Raw genomic sequence first — 18,396 nt, 5'->3', positions numbered from 1 at the left:
CCTGTCTAGAAGGTGCGTTTGCAACTATCCAGAGGGTCAGGCCCAGTCCAGCACCACCTTGCCCGATTTTCCCGACTTCATGGCGGCAAAGCCCTGCGCAAAATCATCGACGGCAAAGCGATGGGTGATGACTCGGCTGACATCCAGCCCGTTCTGCAGCATCGCGATCATCTTGTACCATGTCTCGAACATCTCGCGGCCGTAGACGCCTTTGATGGTGATCGCCTTGAACACGATGCGGCTCCAGTCGACGGGCGATTTGCCGGGCGGAATGCCCAGCAGGGCGATCTTGCCGCCCATCACCAGCGCTTCAACCATCTGGTCCAGCGCCGCCTGCGAGCCCGACATTTCCAGCCCCACGTCAAAACCCTGGCTCATGCCCAGGTCGGAAATCACCGATTGCAGCTCTTCCTCGGCCACATTCACGGCCCGGACCGACGGCACGACATGCTGCGCCAGCGCCAGCCGGTCTGGGTTGATGTCGGTGATCACCACATGCCGGGCGCCTGCGTGGCGGGCCACCGCGGCGGCCATGATCCCGATCGGGCCGGCGCCGGTGATCAACACGTCCTCGCCCAGCAGATCGAAGCTCAGGGCGGTGTGCACCGCATTGCCCAGCGGGTCGAGTATCGCGCCGATCTCGTCGGGGATGTCGTCGGGCAGGGGTACCACGTTGAAGGCCGGCAGCTTGAGATATTGGGCAAAGGCGCCCTGTTCGTTCACCCCGATCCCGCGCGTGCCCGGGTCCAGGTGGAACTTGCCCGCGCGGCTCTGGCGGCTGTCGGTGCCGATCAGGTGGCCCTCGCCCGAGCAGCGCTGGCCGATCTTCAGCCCGGTCACATTGCGGCCCAGTTCGACGATCTCGCCGGCGAATTCGTGACCGGTGATCATGGGGACGGGCACCGTGTGCGACGCCCATTCATCCCAGTTCCAGATATGGATGTCGGTACCGCAGATCCCGGTCTTCGTCACGCGGATCAGAACCTCGTCGGGGCCGATTTCGGGGACCGGGGCCTGTACCATCCACAACCCTTCCTCGGGCTTGGACTTCTCCAGCGCTTTCATCGTGTTGGGTCGCATTAGATGACCCCCAACGCCTTGCCGACCTTGCCGAAGGCGGCCAGGGCGCGGTCCAGTTCGTCTCGGGTCAGCGCCGCGTTCAACTGGGTGCGGATGCGGGCCTGGCCGCGCGGGACCACCGGGAAGAAGAAGCCCGAGACATAGACGCCTTCGTCGAACAGACGGGCGGCCATGTCCTGCGCCAGCTGCGCCTCGCCCAACATCACGGGAATGATCGGGTGTTCACCCGGAAGCAGGTCGAACCCCAGCTTTTCCAGCCCGGCGCGCCAGTATTTGGCATTGCCGAACAGTTGCTTGCGCAGCATGTCGCCCTCTTCGACCAGGCGGATCGCCTCAAGCCCGGCGGCGACGATGGAGGGCGGCAGCGAATTCGAGAACAGATAGGGCCGCGCCCGCTGCCGCAGCAGGTCGATCACTGGCTGCGGCCCGGCGATGTAACCGCCGATTGCCCCCCCAAGTGCCTTGCCCAATGTCCCGGTCAGAATGTCCACGTCCACGCCGAAATGATCCGGCGTGCCCGCGCCGCGCGGCCCCATGAAGCCGGTGGCGTGGCAGTCATCGACCATCACGACTGCGTCGTATTTGTCGGCCAGTTCGCGGATCCTGGGCAGATTGGCCAGGTATCCATCCATCGAGAACACGCCGTCGGTGGCGATCATGATGTGCCGTGCCCCGTCCTCGCGCGCCTGTTTCAGCCAGGCTTCGAGGTCGTTCATGTCATTGTTCATGTAGCGATAGCGTTTGGCCTTGCACAGCCGCACCCCGTCGATGATCGAGGCGTGGTTCAGACTGTCCGAGATGATGGCATCCTCGGGGCCCAGCAGGGGTTCGAACAGCCCGCCATTGGCGTCGAAACAGGCCGCGAACAGGATCGAATCGTCCTTGCCCAGAAACTTGGCCAGTCGCTGCTCCAGCTCGCGGTGGATGTCCTGCGTGCCGCAGATGAACCGGACCGAGGCCATGCCGAACCCCTTGGTCTCCATCGCGTTCTTCGCGGCTTCGATCAGCGCCGGATGGTCGGCCAGACCCAGGTAATTGTTGGCGCACAGGTTGATGACCTGACGTCCGCCCACCGTGATCTCGCCGCCCTGGGGAGAGGTGATCATTCGTTCCGTCTTGTACAGGCCTTCCGCCTTGATCTGCGAGAGGGTGTCCGAAACGTGGGACAGGAATGCATCAGCCATGGCGATCTCCTTCTTCTGAGTCGCGTATCTAACATAACGGACGCGCGTCCCAAATAGGAGATTTTCAGTATGGCGGAAAAAAATCCGTGAAGGCGGAATTCGGCTGATGTGCGCGGATCAGGCGTTCTTGACGATCAGGAACACGCGGGCGGGTCCGTCCGTCGCCGCGATGGCGTGGGGCACGTCGGCCGCATACCGGGCCGTGTCGCCCTGCTGCAGCTCCATCGTTGCGGCGCCCGAGGTGACGCGGACGGTCCCTTCCAGCACGGTCAGCTGTTCGCGCGCGCCGCGGGCATGGGGCTGGCTGTTTAGCGCGCCATCCGCGTCGAACCGGATATCATAGACCTCGTGCCCGCCGGCCTCCTCGGGCGGCGAGAGGATGCGGATCCTGCAGGATTGGCCCATATTGTCGATGCTGGGCACTTCGGCGCTGCGCAGCACTTCGATCTGGTCGGTGGTCTCAGACTCTTCCAGAAGACCGGCGAAATCGACCTGCAGCGCACGGGTCAGGTTCCACAGGGTCGAGATCGTGGGGCTGCTTTCGCCGCGTTCGATCTGGCTGACCATCGACCGGGAGACGCCGCTGAGATTGGCCACCGCTTCCAGTGACAGGCCCTTGGCGCGCCGGGCCTCTTTCAGGCGGGCGGGCAGGCGTGTCAGGATATCGTCTGAATTTTCCGTCATGGCGGAATTTCTTGCGCGTCCGAGCGCGAATTGTCAATTCCGCCGATGACGGAACGTCCCGCGCGACAGGCCCATGCTGCGGGTGCATACTGCGCGTAAATCCAAGAGGAGAGAGACATGACCGACATCGTGATTTTGGATGGTGCCCGCACCGCAATCGGTACGTTCGGAGGGTCGCTGGCCGCGACCGCGCCGATCGATCTGGCCACCGTCGTGACCAAGGCTGCGCTTGAGAAATCCGGCGTCGAAGGCAACCAGATCGGGCATGTGGTGTTCGGGCATGTCATCAACACCGAGCCGCGCGACATGTACCTGTCGCGCGTCGCGGCGATGCAGGCGGGCATTCCGAATGGCACTCCGGCGATGAACGTGAACCGGCTGTGCGGGTCGGGCGCGCAGGCCATTGTATCGGCAGTTCAATCGCTGATGCTGGGGGATGCCGAATTTGCCGTGGCCGGCGGCGCCGAGAGCATGTCGCGCAGTCCTTACATCGTTCCGCAGGCGCGTTGGGGCGCCAAGATGGGCGACATCAAGTCGCTGGACATGATGCTGGGCGCGCTGAATTGCCCCTTTGGCACCGGGCATATGGGCGTCACCGCCGAGAACGTGGCCGATGAACACCAGATCACGCGCGAGGAGATGGACGCGTTCGCGCTGACCAGCCAGCAGCGGGCGGCGGCCGCGATTGAGGCGGGCTATTTCGACAGCCAGATCGCGCCGGTGCAGGTCAAGGTCAAGCGCGACATGGTCGATTTCAAGGTCGACGAGCATCCCAAGGCCACCACGGCCGAGGCCCTGGCCGGGCTGCGGCCGGTGTTCCAGAAGGACGGGCGTGTGACTGCGGGCAACGCCTCGGGCATCAATGACGGCGCAGCGGCGATGGTTCTGGCCACGGCGGAAGCCGCCGAGAAAGCCGGCCTGACGCCCAAGGCGCGCATCCTGGGCTATGCCCATGCTGGTGTTCGCCCCGAGGTGATGGGAATCGGCCCCGTTCCGGCCGTGCGCAACCTGTTGGAGCGGACGGGCCTGTCGGCGGGCGATTTCGATGTGATCGAAAGCAACGAGGCCTTTGCCGCACAAGCGCTGGCGGTGAACAAGGAACTTGGGCTGGACCCGGCCAAGGTGAACCCGAATGGCGGGGCTATCGCCCTGGGTCATCCGGTGGGGGCCACCGGGGCGATCATCACCCTGAAGACTCTGTACGAGTTGGAGCGCATCGGCGGGTCGAAAGGGCTGATCACCATGTGCATCGGTGGCGGGCAGGGGATTGCCATCGCGATCGAGCGGCTCTGACCCCGGGCTGGGCAGGGGGGCTGTCCGCCCCCCATCGCGCCAAAGCGCGATTCCCCCCGAGGATATTTTCTGCCAGATGAAGCGTGGGCGCCTTTCAGCCCAGGCCCGAAAGGATCAGGACGGCCACTGCCCCGGCGGCGGCCCCGATTGCGGCGGGAATGGCCTTGGGCCAGAAATCTGAGCCGGATGGATCATCCTTGCGGGTCTGGGCGATCAGGGCATTTTCGACCAGATCAGGCAGGCGGGGCCCGAACCGCGCAAGAACCAGCGCTGTTTTTCCAAAATCACGCAGGGCGGCGCGGGGGCCGATGGACTGCTTGATATAGTCCTCGACAACGGGGCGGGCGACCTCCCAGATGTTCATATGCGGGTCGAGCGAGCGGGCGACGCCTTCGACCACCACCATCGTGCGTTGCAGCAGGATCAGTTCGGTGCGGGTTTCCATACCGAAGCGTTCGGTCACCTCGAACAGGTAGTTCAGCAGGCGGCCCATCGATATATGGGTGGCATCCATGCCGAAGATCGGCTCGCCCACCGCGCGCAGGGCGCGGGCGAATTCATCGACGTCCTGGTCAGCCGGGACGTAGCCAGCCTCGAAATGCACCTCGGCCACGCGCTTGTAGTCACGGCGGATGAAGCCGAAGAGAATCTCGGCATAGACGCGGCGGGTGTATTCGTCGATATGGCCCATGATGCCGAAGTCATAGGCGATGATGTCGCCGTTCGCGGCGACCTTGAGGTTGCCCTGGTGCATGTCGGCGTGGAAGAAGCCGTCGCGCAGGGCGTGCAGCAGGAACAGGCGCAGCACGCGCTCGGCCAGGTCGCGGCGGTCGTGATTGGCGGCGTCCAGCGCGGCGTTGTCGCCCAAGGGGATACCGTCGGCCCAGCTGAGCGTCATGACCCGGCGCGCCGACAGGGACCAGACCACGGGCGGCAGCCAGAAGCCTTCGTCATTCTGCGTGTTGGCGGCAAATTCCGAGGCTGCCGAACTTTCGAGCCTCAGATCCAGTTCGCCGCGGACGACGCCGTCGAAATGCTCGATCACTTCCATCGGGCGCAATCGGCGCGCGCCGGGGGCGAAAAGCTGGACGATCCGGGCGGCGAAATAGAACGCATCCACATCCTTGCGGAACGCGCGTTCGATGCCGGGGCGCAGGACCTTGACGGCCACATCCTCGCCGGTGCTGGCCAGTTTGGCCTTGTGGACCTGCGCGATCGAGGCGGCCGCGATCGGTTCGCTGAATTCCGAGAACATCTCATCCAGAGGTTGGCCCAGCTCCTTTTCCACCTCGGCCATGGCCACGTCGCGTGGGAAGGGGGGCAGCTTGTCCTGCAAGACGCGGAGCTGTTCTGCCAGCTCTTCGCCCACGACATCGGGGCGCGTGGACAGGACCTGACCGAACTTGATGTAGGCCGGGCCCAGGGCGGTCAGCGCCCGGGTCGCCGGCGGCATGGACGGGTCGCCCTTGTAGCCCAGCCATTGGAACGGTTTGCCTAAGGTGTGGGCAAGGATCCGCAACGCGCGCGGGGCCTCGAACGCGTCCAGCACCACGTTCATGGCGCCGGTGCGCTCCAGCGTGGCGCCCGTGCGGATCAGGCGGATGATGTTGTGGGGGCCGCGCATGCGTCAGATCTTCCAGCCGGAATGCAGGGCGGCGATGCCCATGCTGAGGTTGCGGTATTTCGCGTTCTCGAACCCGGCGGCGCGCACCATGCCCAGAAAGGTATCCTGATCGGGGAAATTGCGGATCGATTCGACGAGGTATTGATAGCTGTCATAGTCGTTTGCGATCAGCTTGCCCATTCGTGGTATCACGTTGAAGCTGTAGAGGTCATAGAGCTTTTGCAGCCCGTCATTGGGCAGTTGGCTGAACTCCAGCACCATCAGTCGCCCGCCGGGTTTGAGCACACGGTAGGCCTCGTTCAGGGCCTCTTGCGGGCGGGTCACGTTCCGGATGCCGAAGGAGATGGTGTAGACGTCGAACGTGTTGTCCTCGAACGGCAGGGCCATCGCGTCGCCCACCACCCAGTCCAGGCTGTCGGCCATCTGCGCGGCCTCGGCGCGCTTGCGGCCCTCGATCAGCATCGGCTCGGTCAGATCCAGAACGGTGGCATGGCCGTGGCCCGCCCGCTTGAGGAAGCGGAACGAGATGTCGCCCGTACCGCCCGCCACGTCCAGCAGCCGCTGGCTGGGGCGTGGCGCCAGCCAGTCCATCATCGCGTCTTTCCAGACCCGGTGGATGCCCATCGACATCACGTCGTTCATCACGTCGTATTTCGACGCGACCGAGTTGAATACGCCCTGCACACGCCCGGCCTTTTCGGCCTCGGGGACGGTTTCGAAACCGAAATGAGTGGTCTTGTCGCTGTTGTCGGACATAAGCCTTGCCGTTCGTCGAATTTCGTCTCTGTTATAGGGCCTGGAAACCGGGGCACAATGCGGCCCTTTGGAATAGGAGCCGTCTAATGCCCGAATTGCCCGAGGTCGAGACAGTAAGACGCGGCCTTGCCCCGGCGATGGAAGGCGTGGTGGTCGAAAGGGCGAACGTGAACCGCCCCGATCTGCGCTGGCCCTTTCCCGAGCGGATGGCCGAACGGTTGACCGGTCAGCGGGTCGAACGTCTGCGGCGACGGTCGAAATACATTCTTGCCGATCTGAGCGGCGGCGAGACTTTGTTGATCCATCTGGGCATGTCGGGCCGCATGACCGTGTCGGGCGATCCGCTGGGCCAGTTCGTGCATCATCATCCGATGCCGCAGAAGCATGACCATGTGGTGTTTCACATGGCCAATGGCGCGCGCATCACCTTCAATGACCCGCGCCGGTTCGGGGCGATGGATCTGATGCCCACGGCCACCGCCGAACAGCACAAGCTGCTGGCCGTGCTGGGGCCGGAGCCGCTGGGCAACGATTTCAACGAGACCTATCTGATCGACGCCTTCCGCGGCCGGGGCACACCGGTCAAGGCGGCGCTGCTGGATCAGAGAATCGTTGCCGGGCTGGGCAACATCTATGTCTGCGAGGCGCTCTACCGCGCCAGAGTGTCGCCACGTCGCAAGGCGGGTCAGATCTCGGCCGGGCGTGTCGGAGCCCTGGTTCCGGTGATCCGGACGGTGCTGACCGAGGCCATCGAGGCCGGTGGATCCTCGCTGCGTGATTTCCGGCAAGCTGATGGAGAGCTTGGATATTTTCAGCACAGTTTCGACGTCTACGGGCGCGAGGGCCAGCCCTGCCGGACCGAGGGTTGCGGGGCCGAGATCCGCAGAATCACCCAGTCGGGACGCTCAACCTTCTATTGCGCGCAATGCCAAAGATAGCTTGATCCGAGTTTTCCGCGTGGTAAGGAATTGGACCTGAACGGAACAACCGAAAGCTCAGACCTCATGGCTTTTGAGACGATCATCGTCGAAATCGAAGACCACGTCGCCCTAATCAAGCTCGACAGACCCGATGCGTTGAACGCGCTGAACACTCAGCTTCTGGGTGAACTGTGCGAGGCGCTCGAGGACGCGGACACCAATGACAAGGTGCGCTGCATCGTCATCACCGGATCGGAAAAGGCATTCGCGGCAGGTGCGGACATCAAGGAGATGTCCGAGATGAGCTTTGTCGATGTCTACACCACCAATCTGTTTGCCGACGCCAACGACCGGATCACCGCGATCCGCAAACCGATCATCGCGGCGGTGGCGGGCTATGCGCTGGGCGGCGGGTGCGAGTTGGCCATGATGTGCGATTTCATCATCGCCGCCGACACCGCCAAGTTCGGCCAGCCTGAAATCAATCTGGGCGTCATCGCCGGGATGGGGGGCAGCCAGCGCCTGACCCGGTTCGTGGGCAAGTCCAAGGCGATGGACATGAACCTGACCGGGCGTTTCATGGATGCCGAAGAGGCCGAGCGCTCGGGCCTCGTGTCGCGCGTGGTGCCGGCCAAAAAGCTGATTGAAGAGGCGACCGGCGCGGCCCAGAAGATTGCCGAGAAATCGCTGCTGACCGCGATGGCCGCGAAAGAGGCGGTCAACCGCAGCTACGAGGTGCCGCTGAGCGAGGGCATGCTGTTCGAGCGGCGCGTGTTCCACTCGATGTTCGCCACCGAAGATCAGAAAGAGGGCATGGCCGCATTCCTTGAAAAGCGCGCGGCCCAGTTCCGCGACAAATAGGCGGTGCCGACAAGACGGTTGGATCAGGCGGGCGCTGCCCGCCTTTTTTCATGGCGGGCAACAAGGCCAAGAATCGGCTTGGCAAACACTGAAAACTTGGCTATTGACCGCCACCATACATGCGCGTGCGGCCCGCTTGGCCCGATTCACACTCGTGATTTCTGATCCGGTGCGGGTAATTCCGTGACGTGCAACCCTAGACAAACGTACCGAACAAAGGTCAGAGACACATGGCAAACTCGCCCCAGGCAAAGAAGCGCGCTCGTCAGAACGAGAAGCGTTATGCAATCAACAAAGCCCGTCGCTCGCGCATCCGCACCTTCCTGCGCAAAGTCGAAGAAGCAATCGCATCCGGCGACAAGGACGCGGCAACCGCCGCACTGCGCGCGGCCCAGCCCGAGCTGATGCGAGGCGTCACCAAAGGCGTGTTCCACAAGAACACCGCAGCCCGCAAGATGTCGCGCCTGTCGGCGCGCGTCAAGGCGCTGGGTTGACCTAGCGTCAACGTTTGCTGGTTCATTCCGGTTTCGAAGGCGTCGCCCCGTGCGGCGCCTTTTGCGTTGTTGCCAGAATGCCGCGCCTTCACGAAACCGAGAGATTCTTTAGCCCAAAGACCCGAGTCAATATCAGAGTTTCGTTGCCCGGCCCCACTGCCTCTTGCTACGACAGTTTCAGCGATTCACTCGCTTGGGGGGACAGGCTGTTCCTGCGATCGGACTGACGGGCATCAGAATGATCCAGGGGCGAATGTCGGCAACCGGTGCCAACCGGTTTGACGATCTGCTGCGGATCTCGGCTACTCCGATGATCTTAGCCCTGTCGAAAACTAGAACTGCGTGGCGCAAACCGCGGTTTGGGCGGCTGTACTTTTTGGTCGCCGTCAAACAGGCAAGCGTCGTGTCCACTGATATTCCCGCCGATTCTTGGGGTTTCGGCGACTGAATATCTGCGCGCGAGTGAACGCATAAGAACCGGGATACCGGTCACAATCATAAGGCCGATTAGGTCATAAATATTGGGATGCGTGAGGCGCTGGATGACACAAGAGAAATGGGGACAACTGCGTAGCAAATTGCTGAAGGCCGTGGGCCGGAACAATTTTACGACCTGGATTGAACCACTGGAATTTCAGGAATTGAAGGGAGGCGTGGCCGTATTTTCGGTTCCGACCAACTTCATGGGGAACTACGTCAGTCAAAATTTTGCAGACCTCATTCTGTACGAGCTGAACACGGCCGGAGAGTCGGTTCAGCGCCTGGCCTTCCGGGTGGCCGCCAACTCACCAGCGCGTCCCGCCGCCGCGGCTCAGCCGGTCGAAGACCGGCCCGAGCCTGTCAAAATCGAGCTGGCACCGGAAGGCAACGGAACCAATGAAGCGCTCGAGTCGCTGCAGGCCGCGCCATTGGATGCACGCTTTACCTTCGACACCTTCGTCGTCGGCAAGCCCAACGAACTGGCCCATGCCGCCGCGCGCCGTGTGTCCGAGGGCGGCCCCGTCACATTCAACCCGCTGGTTCTGTACGGTGGTGTTGGCCTCGGTAAAACGCACCTGATGCATGCCATCGCCTGGGAGCTGAAGACCAAACGCCCCGAGCTCAACGTGCTTTACCTGTCTGCCGAACAGTTCATGTACCGCTTCGTGCAAGCCCTGCGTGAACGCCGGATGATGGATTTCAAACACCTGTTCCGTTCGGTCGACGTGCTGATGGTCGATGACGTGCAGTTCATCGCCGGTAAGGATTCGACGCAGGAGGAATTCTTCCACACGTTCAACGCGCTGGTGGATCAGAACAAGCAGATCATCATCTCGGCCGACCGCGCGCCGGGTGAAATCAAGGATCTGGAAGAACGGGTCAAATCGCGTCTGCAATGCGGACTGGTGGTTGACCTGCACCCGACCGATTACGAGCTGCGCCTGGGCATTCTGCAGAACAAGGTGCAGCAATACGCCAAGACCTATCCCGACCTGAAGATCGCCGATGGTGTCCTGGAATTCCTAGCCCACCGCATCTCGACCAACGTGCGCGTTCTGGAAGGGGCGCTGACTCGGCTGTTCGCCTTTGCCTCGCTGGTCGGTCGCGAGATCGACATGGAACTGACGCAGGACTGTCTGGCCGATGTGCTGCGCGCCTCCGAGCGCAAGATCACCGTCGAAGAGATCCAGCGCAAGGTTTCCGACTATTACAACATCCGCCTGTCCGACATCATCGGGCCGAAACGCCTGCGGTCCTATGCCCGCCCGCGTCAGGTGGCGATGTATCTGTGCAAGCAGTTGACCAGCCGGTCGCTGCCCGAGATCGGCCGCCGCTTTGGCGGACGCGACCACACCACCGTCATGCACGGCGTCAAACGCATTGAAGAGCTGAAGCTGACCGACGGTCAGATCGCCGAAGATGTGGAAATGCTGCGCCGCGCGCTCGAAGCCTGAGCCCCTGCAACTCGGAAAACCGCCCCGGCCCTGCGCGGGGGCGGTTTTTCTGTGCGCATTTTTCCACGATTTCCACGGAACTGGGGCGCAGGGCTGCTCGGGACCTTGACGGTTTGCGCGTTCCGACCCAGAAATCGGTAAAAAATCCTTGTGCCTCAGGGCTGAACCGCTAACTTGCCAGTCCCGCCCATGTAAGCACTCAAATCAGAGGAATTGAGGGTATGAAGATCAGCATCGAACGCGGCACGCTGCTCAAGGCCGTTTCGCAGGCCCAATCCGTTGTGGAACGCCGCAACACGATTCCAATCCTGGCCAACGTGCTGATCGAGGCCGAGGGCGATCAGGTTCTGTTCCGCGCGACCGATCTGGATATCGAGGTGGTCGACAAGGCCCCCGCGCAGGTCGAGAAGGCGGGCGCAACCACGGTCGCAGCAACGACCCTGCACGAGATCGTGCGCAAGCTGCCCGATGGCGCGCTGGTCACGCTGACGGCCGACAGCGCGGCTGGCCGGCTGACGGTCGAGGCGGGGCGGTCGAACTTCTCGCTGGCGACCCTGCCGAAAGAGGATTTCCCTGTGATGGCGTCCTCGGAATACCAGTCGAACTTCACCGCTTCGGCGGCCCTGCTGCGGCGGCTGTTCGACAAGTCGAAATTCGCCATCTCGACCGAAGAGACGCGGTATTACCTGAACGGCGTCTACATGCATGTGGCCGATGGCCCCGAAGGCGGCAAGGTTCTGCGCTGCGTGGCCACCGACGGCCACCGCCTGGCCCGGATTGACGCCGATCTTCCGGCGGGGGCCGAGGACATGCCGGGCGTGATCGTGCCGCGCAAAACGGTGGGCGAGCTGCGCAAGCTGCTGGAAGATGACGACATGGACATCGCGGTGTCGGTCAGCGAAACCAAGGTGCGCTTTGCCACACCCGACATCACGCTGACCTCGAAGGTAATCGACGGGACCTTCCCCGACTACACTCGCGTGATTCCCCAGAACAACACCCGCAAGATGGAAGTGGACGCGGCCGAGTTCGCCCAGGCTGTCGACCGGGTGGCCACCGTGTCGTCCGAGCGGTCCCGTGCGGTGAAGCTGCAGCTGGACGGCGACAAGCTGGTCCTGTCGGTGAATGCGCCCGACAGCGGCGCGGCCGAGGAAGAACTGGCCGTGGCCTATGGCGACGAACGGCTGGAAATCGGGTTCAACGCCAAATACCTGCTGGAAATCGCAAGCCAGGTGGACCGCGAGAACGCGGTGTTCCTGTTCAACTCGGCGGGCGACCCGACCCTGATGCGCGAAGGCAATGACCAGAGCGCGGTCTATGTCGTGATGCCGATGCGCGTCTGATCGCGCGGGCGCGGGGTGCGTCCGGAGCGCGTGTTTGTGCAAGGATGAAGGGAGGGGTCATGGCTTTGGCCCTGACCGAATTGACGGTCTCGCATTTTCGGTCGCACAAGCTGGCGCGATTGGCGCTGGACGGGCGGCCGGTGGCTCTGTACGGGCCGAACGGGGCCGGCAAGACCAATATCCTCGAAGCAGTATCCCTGTTTTCGCCCGGCCGCGGCATGCGCCGGGCCAGTGCCGCCGAGATGACGCGCCGGCCCGAGGCGCTGGGCTGGAAGCTGAGCGGTCTGCTGGACGTTCAGGGCCGCCGGTCCGAGATTGAAACCTGGTCGGAGGGAGGTGCGGCGCGGCAGGTTCGGATCGACGGAAAGGCAGCCAGCCAGATCGATCTGGGCAAGCTGTCGCGGGTCGTCTGGCTGATGCCCGCGATGGACCGGCTTTGGATCGAAGGCGCCGAAGGCCGGCGGCGCTTTCTGGACCGGGTGACGCTGAGTTTCGACCCAAGCCACGCAGAGGCCGCGTTGACCTATGAAAAGGCCATGCGCGAACGGAACCGCCTGCTGAAAGAGCAGGTGCGTGACGTGCATTGGTACGCGGCGCTCGAGGCACAGATGGCCGAAACCGGGCATCGCATCCACGCTGCGCGGCTCAAGGCTCTGGCGCAGTTGCGCGCAGCGCAGGAACAGGCCGAGACCGCCTTTCCCTCGGCGGAACTGGAACTTGTTCAGTCCGAAGGGGACATGCCCGAAAGCGCGCAGGATCTGTTGGAGGCGTTGGCCGAAAGCCGGTTCCGCGACCTGTCGGCGGGGCGCACATTGGTGGGGCCGCACCGGTCGGATCTGCACGGGGTCTATGCGGCCAAAGGCGTTGCGGCCAGTGAGTGTTCGACCGGAGAGCAGAAGGCGCTTCTGGTGTCGCTGATTCTGTCCAATGCGCGGGCGCTGGCCGCGCAGGTCGGGGCGCCGCCGATCCTGTTGCTGGACGAGGTGGCGGCCCATCTGGACGCAGACCGCCGGGCGGCGCTGTATGATGAAATCTGCGCGCTGGGGGCGCAGGCCTGGATGACCGGAACAGGCCCCGAGCTGTTTACCGAACTGGGCGATCGGGTGCAGTCTTTCGTGGTCAATGACGCGGGTGACGGCTCGACCGTCACCCCCGCCTGACCGGATCAGGCCGGCTCGCCGACCTTGCGTTCCCACAGGAACGGACGCATCACTTCGTCCACCGGTGTCCGGGCCATGTGGTTGACGTAGTTCGACATAGTTTTCTGCGCCAGGCCCAGGATCACGTCCAGAACAGCGCGGTGCGAATAACCCGCATCGAAGAACGCCTGCAACTGCGCGTCGGTCACGTTGCCGCGTTGGTTCATCACCTGAAGCGTGAACGTCCGCAGCGCCTCGAGCTTGGGCGAGGGCAGCGGGGTTTCATTGCGCAGCGCTTCGGTGATCTCGTCCGACACCTTCATCATCTTGGCGATGCCGGTATGGGCCGGAACGCAATAGTGGCATTCGTTTTCCACGTTGATGGTCTGCCAGACGACGGTTTTCTCGTCATTGTCGAAATCGGTCTGCAGGAACAGGTGGTGCAGAACCTGGTAGGCCTCCAGGTGCTGAGGGCTTTCGGCCATGACCTTGTGCAGGCCCGGCAGGCGGCCGAACGCGGCCTGCGATTTCTCGAGCAGGGGTTTCGAGCCTTCAGGGGCGGTGTTCAGGTCATGCGAGGGAAAATCGGCCATTTTGGGTCTCCTTTTCTGGCGGCTGAGTCCGAAATAGGCTTTATTGAGTGATCACTCAAGTATATATTTGAGCAATCGTTCAAGAATTGGTGATCACATGCCCCGCAAACCTGCCTATGACCGTGACGCGCTGATCGCGCAGGCCCGAGACCTGTTCTGGCGTCAGGGCTGGGCGGGCACGTCCCTGAAGGATCTCGAGCGTGCGCTGAAGTTGAAGCCAGGCAGCTTTTACGCCGCCTTCGGGTCCAAGGACGCCTTGTATGCCCTGACGCTGGAACGCTATGCGGATGAAGGTGTCGCGCGAATTGAGGCTCTGGCCCGGGAGTCGGGGCCGCTGGGTGCGCTCAAGACCCAGCCGCGTTTGGTTGTCGAGGCTGCCAACGCGCCCGCAAAGGCCTGCATGTTGGCCAAGACCTATGCTGAGTTGAGCGCAAAGGACCACGATCTGGCGCAACTGGCCGCGACCCATCTGTTGCGAATGAAAACCTGTTTCGCCGATCTGTTCCGGCAGGCGCAGGCGCGGGGGCAGATCGGTGCCGACCATGATCCCGAACGGCTGGCGGCGCGTTACCAGTCCGACTTGTTGGGCCTGCGCCTGTCGGCCGAGCGCGGCGATGTCGATGCCTGCCAAATCGCCGCTGATATCGCCGCCGATCTGGATAGATTGTGACCGTCTGAGGTCGGCCGAGCCGCTCGGCCCGCGCCCGAAAGAACCGGCACAAAATCTGGGGGGATGACGTGACATTCCCCACCAGAGAACGTATAACTTACCAAAATAATATAGGTACTGACGGCATGTCCGAAGACGCACAGGCAAATCAGGAATACGGCGCAGATTCCATCAAGGTTCTCAAGGGGTTGGAGGCTGTCCGCAAACGCCCCGGAATGTATATCGGCGACACCGACGACGGGTCCGGTCTGCACCACATGGTGTACGAGGTCGTGGACAACGGCATTGACGAGGCTCTGGCCGGTCACGCCGACCATGTGACTGTCAAGATTCACGCAGATTCCAGCGTCTCGGTCAGCGACAATGGCCGCGGGATTCCGGTGGACATCCACCCCGAAGAAGGTGTCTCGGCGGCCGAGGTCATCATGACCCAACTGCACGCCGGCGGGAAATTCGACTCGAACTCGTACAAGGTGTCGGGCGGCCTGCACGGCGTGGGTGTGTCGGTGGTGAACGCCCTGTCCGATTGGCTGGAGCTGCGCATCTGGCGGAACGGCAAAGAGCATTTCGCCCGGTTTGAAGGCGGCGAAACCTCGGAGCATCTGAAAGTGGTCGGCGAATGCGGCGACCGGACCGGAACCGAGGTGCGGTTCCTGGCTTCGACCAATACGTTCTCGAACCTTGAGTATGCGTTTGAGACGCTGGAGAAGCGGTTGCGCGAACTGGCCTTCCTGAACTCGGGCGTGCGGATCATCCTGATTGACGAGCGTCCGGCCGAGCGGCTTGAGACCGAACTGTTCTACGAGGGCGGCGTCAAGGAATTCGTGAAATACCTCGACCGGTCGAAAACTCCGGCCATGCCTGAGCCCATTTATTTCAAGGGCGAGCGCGACGATATCGGGGTCGAGATCGCGATGTGGTGGAACGACAGCTATCACGAAACCGTCCTTCCATTTACCAACAACATCCCCCAGCGGGATGGCGGCACGCATGTCGCTGGCTTCCGTGGAGCGCTGACCCGCACGATCAACAACTACGCGCAGTCCAGCGGGATCGCGAAAAGGGAAAAGGTCAGCTTCACCGGCGATGATGCCCGCGAAGGCCTGACCTGCGTGCTGTCGGTCAAGGTCCCTGACCCGAAGTTTTCCAGCCAGACCAAGGACAAGCTGGTCAGCTCGGAAGTGCGACCGGCTGTCGAAGGGTTGATGAACGAGAAGCTGGCCGAGTGGTTCGAGGAGAACCCCAACGAGGCCAAGACCATCGTGGGCAAGATCATCGAGGCCGCCTTGGCGCGCGAAGCGGCGAGGAAGGCCCGCGAACTGACCCGACGCAAGACGGCGATGGACGTCAACTATCTGGCCGGCAAGCTCAAGGATTGCTCCGAGAAGGACCCGGCCAAAAGCGAAGTTTTCCTGGTCGAGGGGGACTCGGCCGGCGGATCGGCGCAGACCGGTCGCGATCGTCTGACGCAGGCGGTTCTGCCTTTGCGCGGCAAGATTCTGAACGTCGAGCGTGCGCGCTTTGACCGGATGCTGTCCAGCCAGGAAATCGGCAACCTTGTGATGGCGCTTGGCACCGGTATCGGCCGGGATGAGTTCGACATCTCGAAGCTGCGCTACCACAAGATCGTCATCATGACCGATGCCGACGTGGACGGCGCACATATCCGGACCCTGTTGCTGACGTTCTTCTACCGTCAGATGCCCGAGTTGATCGAGGGTGGATATCTCTACATCGCGCAGCCGCCACTGTATAAGGTTTCACGAGGAAAGTCAGAGGTTTACCTGAAGGATCAGGCAGCGCTTGATGACTATCTGATCAACCAGGGTGTCGAGGGCGCCGTGCTCAAGTTGGGCTCGGGTGAAGAGATCGTGGGTCAGGATTTGACCCGTGTGGTGGACGAGGCGCGCCAACTCAAGCGCGTATTGGACGCCTTCCCGACGCATTACCCGCGTCACATCTTGGAACAGGCCGCCGTTGCCGGGGCCTTTGTGCCCGGGGCGGTGGATGCCGACCTGCAGGGTGTGGCCGACAAGGTCGCGGCGCGGCTGGACCTGATTGCGCTGGAATACGAGCGCGGCTGGCAGGGCCGGATCACTCAGGATCACGGTATCCGACTGGCGCGCATCCTGCGCGGCGTCGAGGAAGTCCGCACGCTGGACGGTCCGATGTTGCGTTCCGGCGAGGCACGCAAGACAGGCAGCTTTACCCAGAGCCTGCAGGACGTCTACAACCTGCCGGCCACATTGGTCCGCCGCGACCGGTCGCAGGTCATTCACGGCCCGCTGGATCTGCTGCGCGCCATTTTGGAAGAGGGCGAAAAAGGCCTGTCGCTCCAGCGCTACAAGGGCTTGGGCGAGATGAACCCCGATCAGTTGTGGGAAACTACGCTGGATCCGGATGCGCGGACACTGCTGCAGGTGCGTGTCGATGACATGGTCGAGGCCGATGACTTGTTCACCAAGCTGATGGGCGACGTGGTCGAGCCGCGCCGTGAGTTCATCCAGAAAAACGCGCTGAGCGTGGAAAACCTGGATTTCTAGTCGCTTCGCAAGATGACTGAACTGGCCAAACTGACGGCAGTTTTTTACTCGGTACGCTCCTATGGCCAAGAACGTGGCCTGGGAGCGGACCGGAACGAGCGGTTCTGAGTGGTGCGGATCAAGGAAGTTGGACCCAATGCGGGCTTGCTTGGCTAAGTCATCCCTTCGGTGTGAGTTCCGTACAATAGCGATCAAAACTCAGGGATATTGAAAACGTACAGGCGCGACTTCTCGCCATCGTCTGTGAGGATGTAGAGAAGCCCTTTGGCCTCATCCAAGGCAATTCCTTCGGGATGCTTCACGGCTTTTCGATCTCCATTTTTCATATACGTCAGTTCGATCGTATCAGTTTTTCTCGTCTCTGGATCGTACAAAAAGATCTGGCGTCCCTTGTCGCTGAGAATCCACAGCACGCCTGACATGGACCAAGCCAAACCGCTTACATCCAGTTCATCGTCATTCACGCGATCCGATACAAAACCAGATCCACGATCCAAAGGGATGACTTCCTCAATTTCAGTCAGGTCCGGTGACACGACCAGCAACAGACGCGGTTGTCCTTCAATGACAACGAATACTCGCCCAGTGTCCGGATCGACGGTGATGCCCTCAGGCCCCTTGTTCAGTGGGTTGCCGACAAGCAGTTCGGCAGCGGCCGGGTACCCCTTGAGGGAGGCAAGTGGGACCCTTGTCAGTTGGATAGGGTCGGTTGGTTGAACGACCAATATTGATCGATCGGTTTCCTGAAGGAGCAAAACCGACCCATCTCTTCGCGACGCGACGCCCTCCAAATCTGATCCGGCCAAAGACGGCAACTGGAAGGAGTTTCCCAATACTCCGTCGATTCCAAGGAGGTGCAGTTTGGGCTCAGCGTCGCTTACAGACCACAGGAAGCCTTCAGCGTTGGACAGCGACAAACCGGAAGGTTCTGAAAACCCCCCTGATTTGTCCGCCACCTTGAATCTGTCGACCAAAATCAGATCAGCACTTTTTGCAAAGGCAGCTCCGGTCCAAGGCAAAAACGCTGCCGCTAGTAAGCTGGCTGCAAGAGCGGATCTTCCAAATTTGCACAAGCGCCGTGAAACTTCAGGTTTTGACGGATACACGTGCTTTCTGCCCTTCGGTTTTCTCGTGTGTGGAACACACTTCTTTATCGCATTCGTATCACAACTTGTCTGCGATGTCGGAAGAATGCGCTTTGAACTCTTTACCTGATCCTCCTTGTTGGGATTGACTTGTAAGGGGCGCGATTTGCGCGTGATGACGTGTACTGTCTGG

16 protein-coding genes are annotated in these 18,396 nt (G+C 62.1%); 9 read left to right on the top strand and 7 right to left on the bottom strand.

The genetic code is table 11. The annotated features are described in order from the left end of the window. Positions 1-36: 36 nt before the first annotated feature. From tdh to AC2FNL_RS02330, 3 genes are all read right to left on the bottom strand, one after another. The gene (gene tdh / locus AC2FNL_RS02340) at positions 37-1,065 is read right to left on the bottom strand and encodes an L-threonine 3-dehydrogenase (RefSeq protein WP_496832263.1); all 1,029 of its coding nucleotides are present in this window, start codon (positions 1,063-1,065) and stop codon (positions 37-39) included. A 14-nt stretch (positions 1,066-1,079) separates the two neighbouring features. Beyond that, complete coding sequence (locus AC2FNL_RS02335; RefSeq protein WP_496832121.1) at positions 1,080-2,264, bottom strand: glycine C-acetyltransferase; 1,185 nt, start codon at positions 2,262-2,264, stop codon at positions 1,080-1,082. A gap of 117 nt (positions 2,265-2,381) precedes the next feature. Further along, complete coding sequence (locus AC2FNL_RS02330; protein ID WP_093963618.1) at positions 2,382-2,948, bottom strand: helix-turn-helix domain-containing protein; 567 nt, start codon at positions 2,946-2,948, stop codon at positions 2,382-2,384. 117 nt (positions 2,949-3,065) lie between these two features. Between AC2FNL_RS02330 and AC2FNL_RS02325 the strand changes: the two genes are divergently transcribed. Then, complete coding sequence (locus tag AC2FNL_RS02325; RefSeq protein WP_093963617.1) at positions 3,066-4,241, top strand: acetyl-CoA C-acyltransferase family protein; 1,176 nt, start codon at positions 3,066-3,068, stop codon at positions 4,239-4,241. 94 nt (positions 4,242-4,335) lie between these two features. Here the strand turns inward: AC2FNL_RS02325 and ubiB are convergent, their stop codons facing one another. Then, entirely contained in the window at positions 4,336-5,865 is a 1,530-nt protein-coding gene (gene ubiB / locus AC2FNL_RS02320; protein ID WP_170342406.1) for a 2-polyprenylphenol 6-hydroxylase, read from the bottom strand. Positions 5,866-5,868: 3 nt separating this feature from the next. Continuing rightward, positions 5,869-6,621, bottom strand: a complete 753-nt coding sequence (ubiE, locus tag AC2FNL_RS02315) for a bifunctional demethylmenaquinone methyltransferase/2-methoxy-6-polyprenyl-1,4-benzoquinol methylase UbiE (RefSeq protein ID WP_496832118.1) — start codon at positions 6,619-6,621, stop codon at positions 5,869-5,871. Between the two features lie 86 nt (positions 6,622-6,707). Here ubiE and mutM point away from each other — a divergent pair, with 86 nt between their 5' ends. The 6 genes from mutM (at position 6,708) to recF (ending at position 13,333) form a co-directional block, all read left to right on the top strand. Beyond that, entirely contained in the window at positions 6,708-7,559 is an 852-nt protein-coding gene (gene mutM, locus AC2FNL_RS02310; protein WP_496832116.1) for a bifunctional DNA-formamidopyrimidine glycosylase/DNA-(apurinic or apyrimidinic site) lyase, read from the top strand. A gap of 66 nt (positions 7,560-7,625) precedes the next feature. Further along, positions 7,626-8,402 carry an acryloyl-CoA hydratase gene (gene acuK, locus AC2FNL_RS02305; protein WP_093963613.1) on the top strand — a complete coding sequence of 259 codons (777 nt, stop codon included), beginning with the start codon at positions 7,626-7,628 and terminating at the stop codon, positions 8,400-8,402. A gap of 230 nt (positions 8,403-8,632) precedes the next feature. Beyond that, on the top strand, positions 8,633-8,896 hold the full coding sequence (gene rpsT / locus AC2FNL_RS02300; RefSeq protein ID WP_093963612.1) for a 30S ribosomal protein S20: 264 nt from the start codon (positions 8,633-8,635) through the stop codon (positions 8,894-8,896). A 542-nt stretch (positions 8,897-9,438) separates the two neighbouring features. Continuing rightward, positions 9,439-10,830 carry a chromosomal replication initiator protein DnaA gene (gene dnaA / locus AC2FNL_RS02295; protein ID WP_496832113.1) on the top strand — a complete coding sequence of 464 codons (1,392 nt, stop codon included), beginning with the start codon at positions 9,439-9,441 and terminating at the stop codon, positions 10,828-10,830. A gap of 221 nt (positions 10,831-11,051) precedes the next feature. Next, a complete protein-coding gene (gene dnaN, locus AC2FNL_RS02290; protein ID WP_093963609.1) occupies positions 11,052-12,173 on the top strand; it encodes a DNA polymerase III subunit beta in 1,122 nt (373 codons plus the stop codon). A 59-nt stretch (positions 12,174-12,232) separates the two neighbouring features. Next, entirely contained in the window at positions 12,233-13,333 is a 1,101-nt protein-coding gene (gene recF / locus AC2FNL_RS02285; protein ID WP_496832111.1) for a DNA replication/repair protein RecF, read from the top strand. Between the two features lie 5 nt (positions 13,334-13,338). Here recF and AC2FNL_RS02280 read toward each other — a convergent pair whose 3' ends face one another. Then, on the bottom strand, positions 13,339-13,905 hold the full coding sequence (locus AC2FNL_RS02280) for a carboxymuconolactone decarboxylase family protein (RefSeq protein WP_496832109.1): 567 nt from the start codon (positions 13,903-13,905) through the stop codon (positions 13,339-13,341). 97 nt (positions 13,906-14,002) lie between these two features. Between AC2FNL_RS02280 and AC2FNL_RS02275 the strand changes: the two genes are divergently transcribed. Then, positions 14,003-14,575, top strand: coding sequence for a TetR/AcrR family transcriptional regulator (locus tag AC2FNL_RS02275; protein ID WP_496832107.1), 573 nt, complete (start codon positions 14,003-14,005; stop codon positions 14,573-14,575). Positions 14,576-14,700: 125 nt separating this feature from the next. Next, a complete protein-coding gene (gene gyrB, locus AC2FNL_RS02270) occupies positions 14,701-17,118 on the top strand; it encodes a DNA topoisomerase (ATP-hydrolyzing) subunit B (RefSeq protein ID WP_496832105.1) in 2,418 nt (805 codons plus the stop codon). A 191-nt stretch (positions 17,119-17,309) separates the two neighbouring features. Here gyrB and AC2FNL_RS02265 read toward each other — a convergent pair whose 3' ends face one another. Beyond that, positions 17,310-18,092, bottom strand: coding sequence for an SdiA-regulated domain-containing protein (locus tag AC2FNL_RS02265; RefSeq protein ID WP_496832103.1), 783 nt, complete (start codon positions 18,090-18,092; stop codon positions 17,310-17,312). Positions 18,093-18,396 lie beyond the last annotated feature (304 nt).

Source organism: Ruegeria sp. CRTD044 (assembly GCF_059613485.1).
Note: the sequence above shows the minus strand (reverse complement) of the source record. Positions and strands in the feature narration are given on the sequence as shown.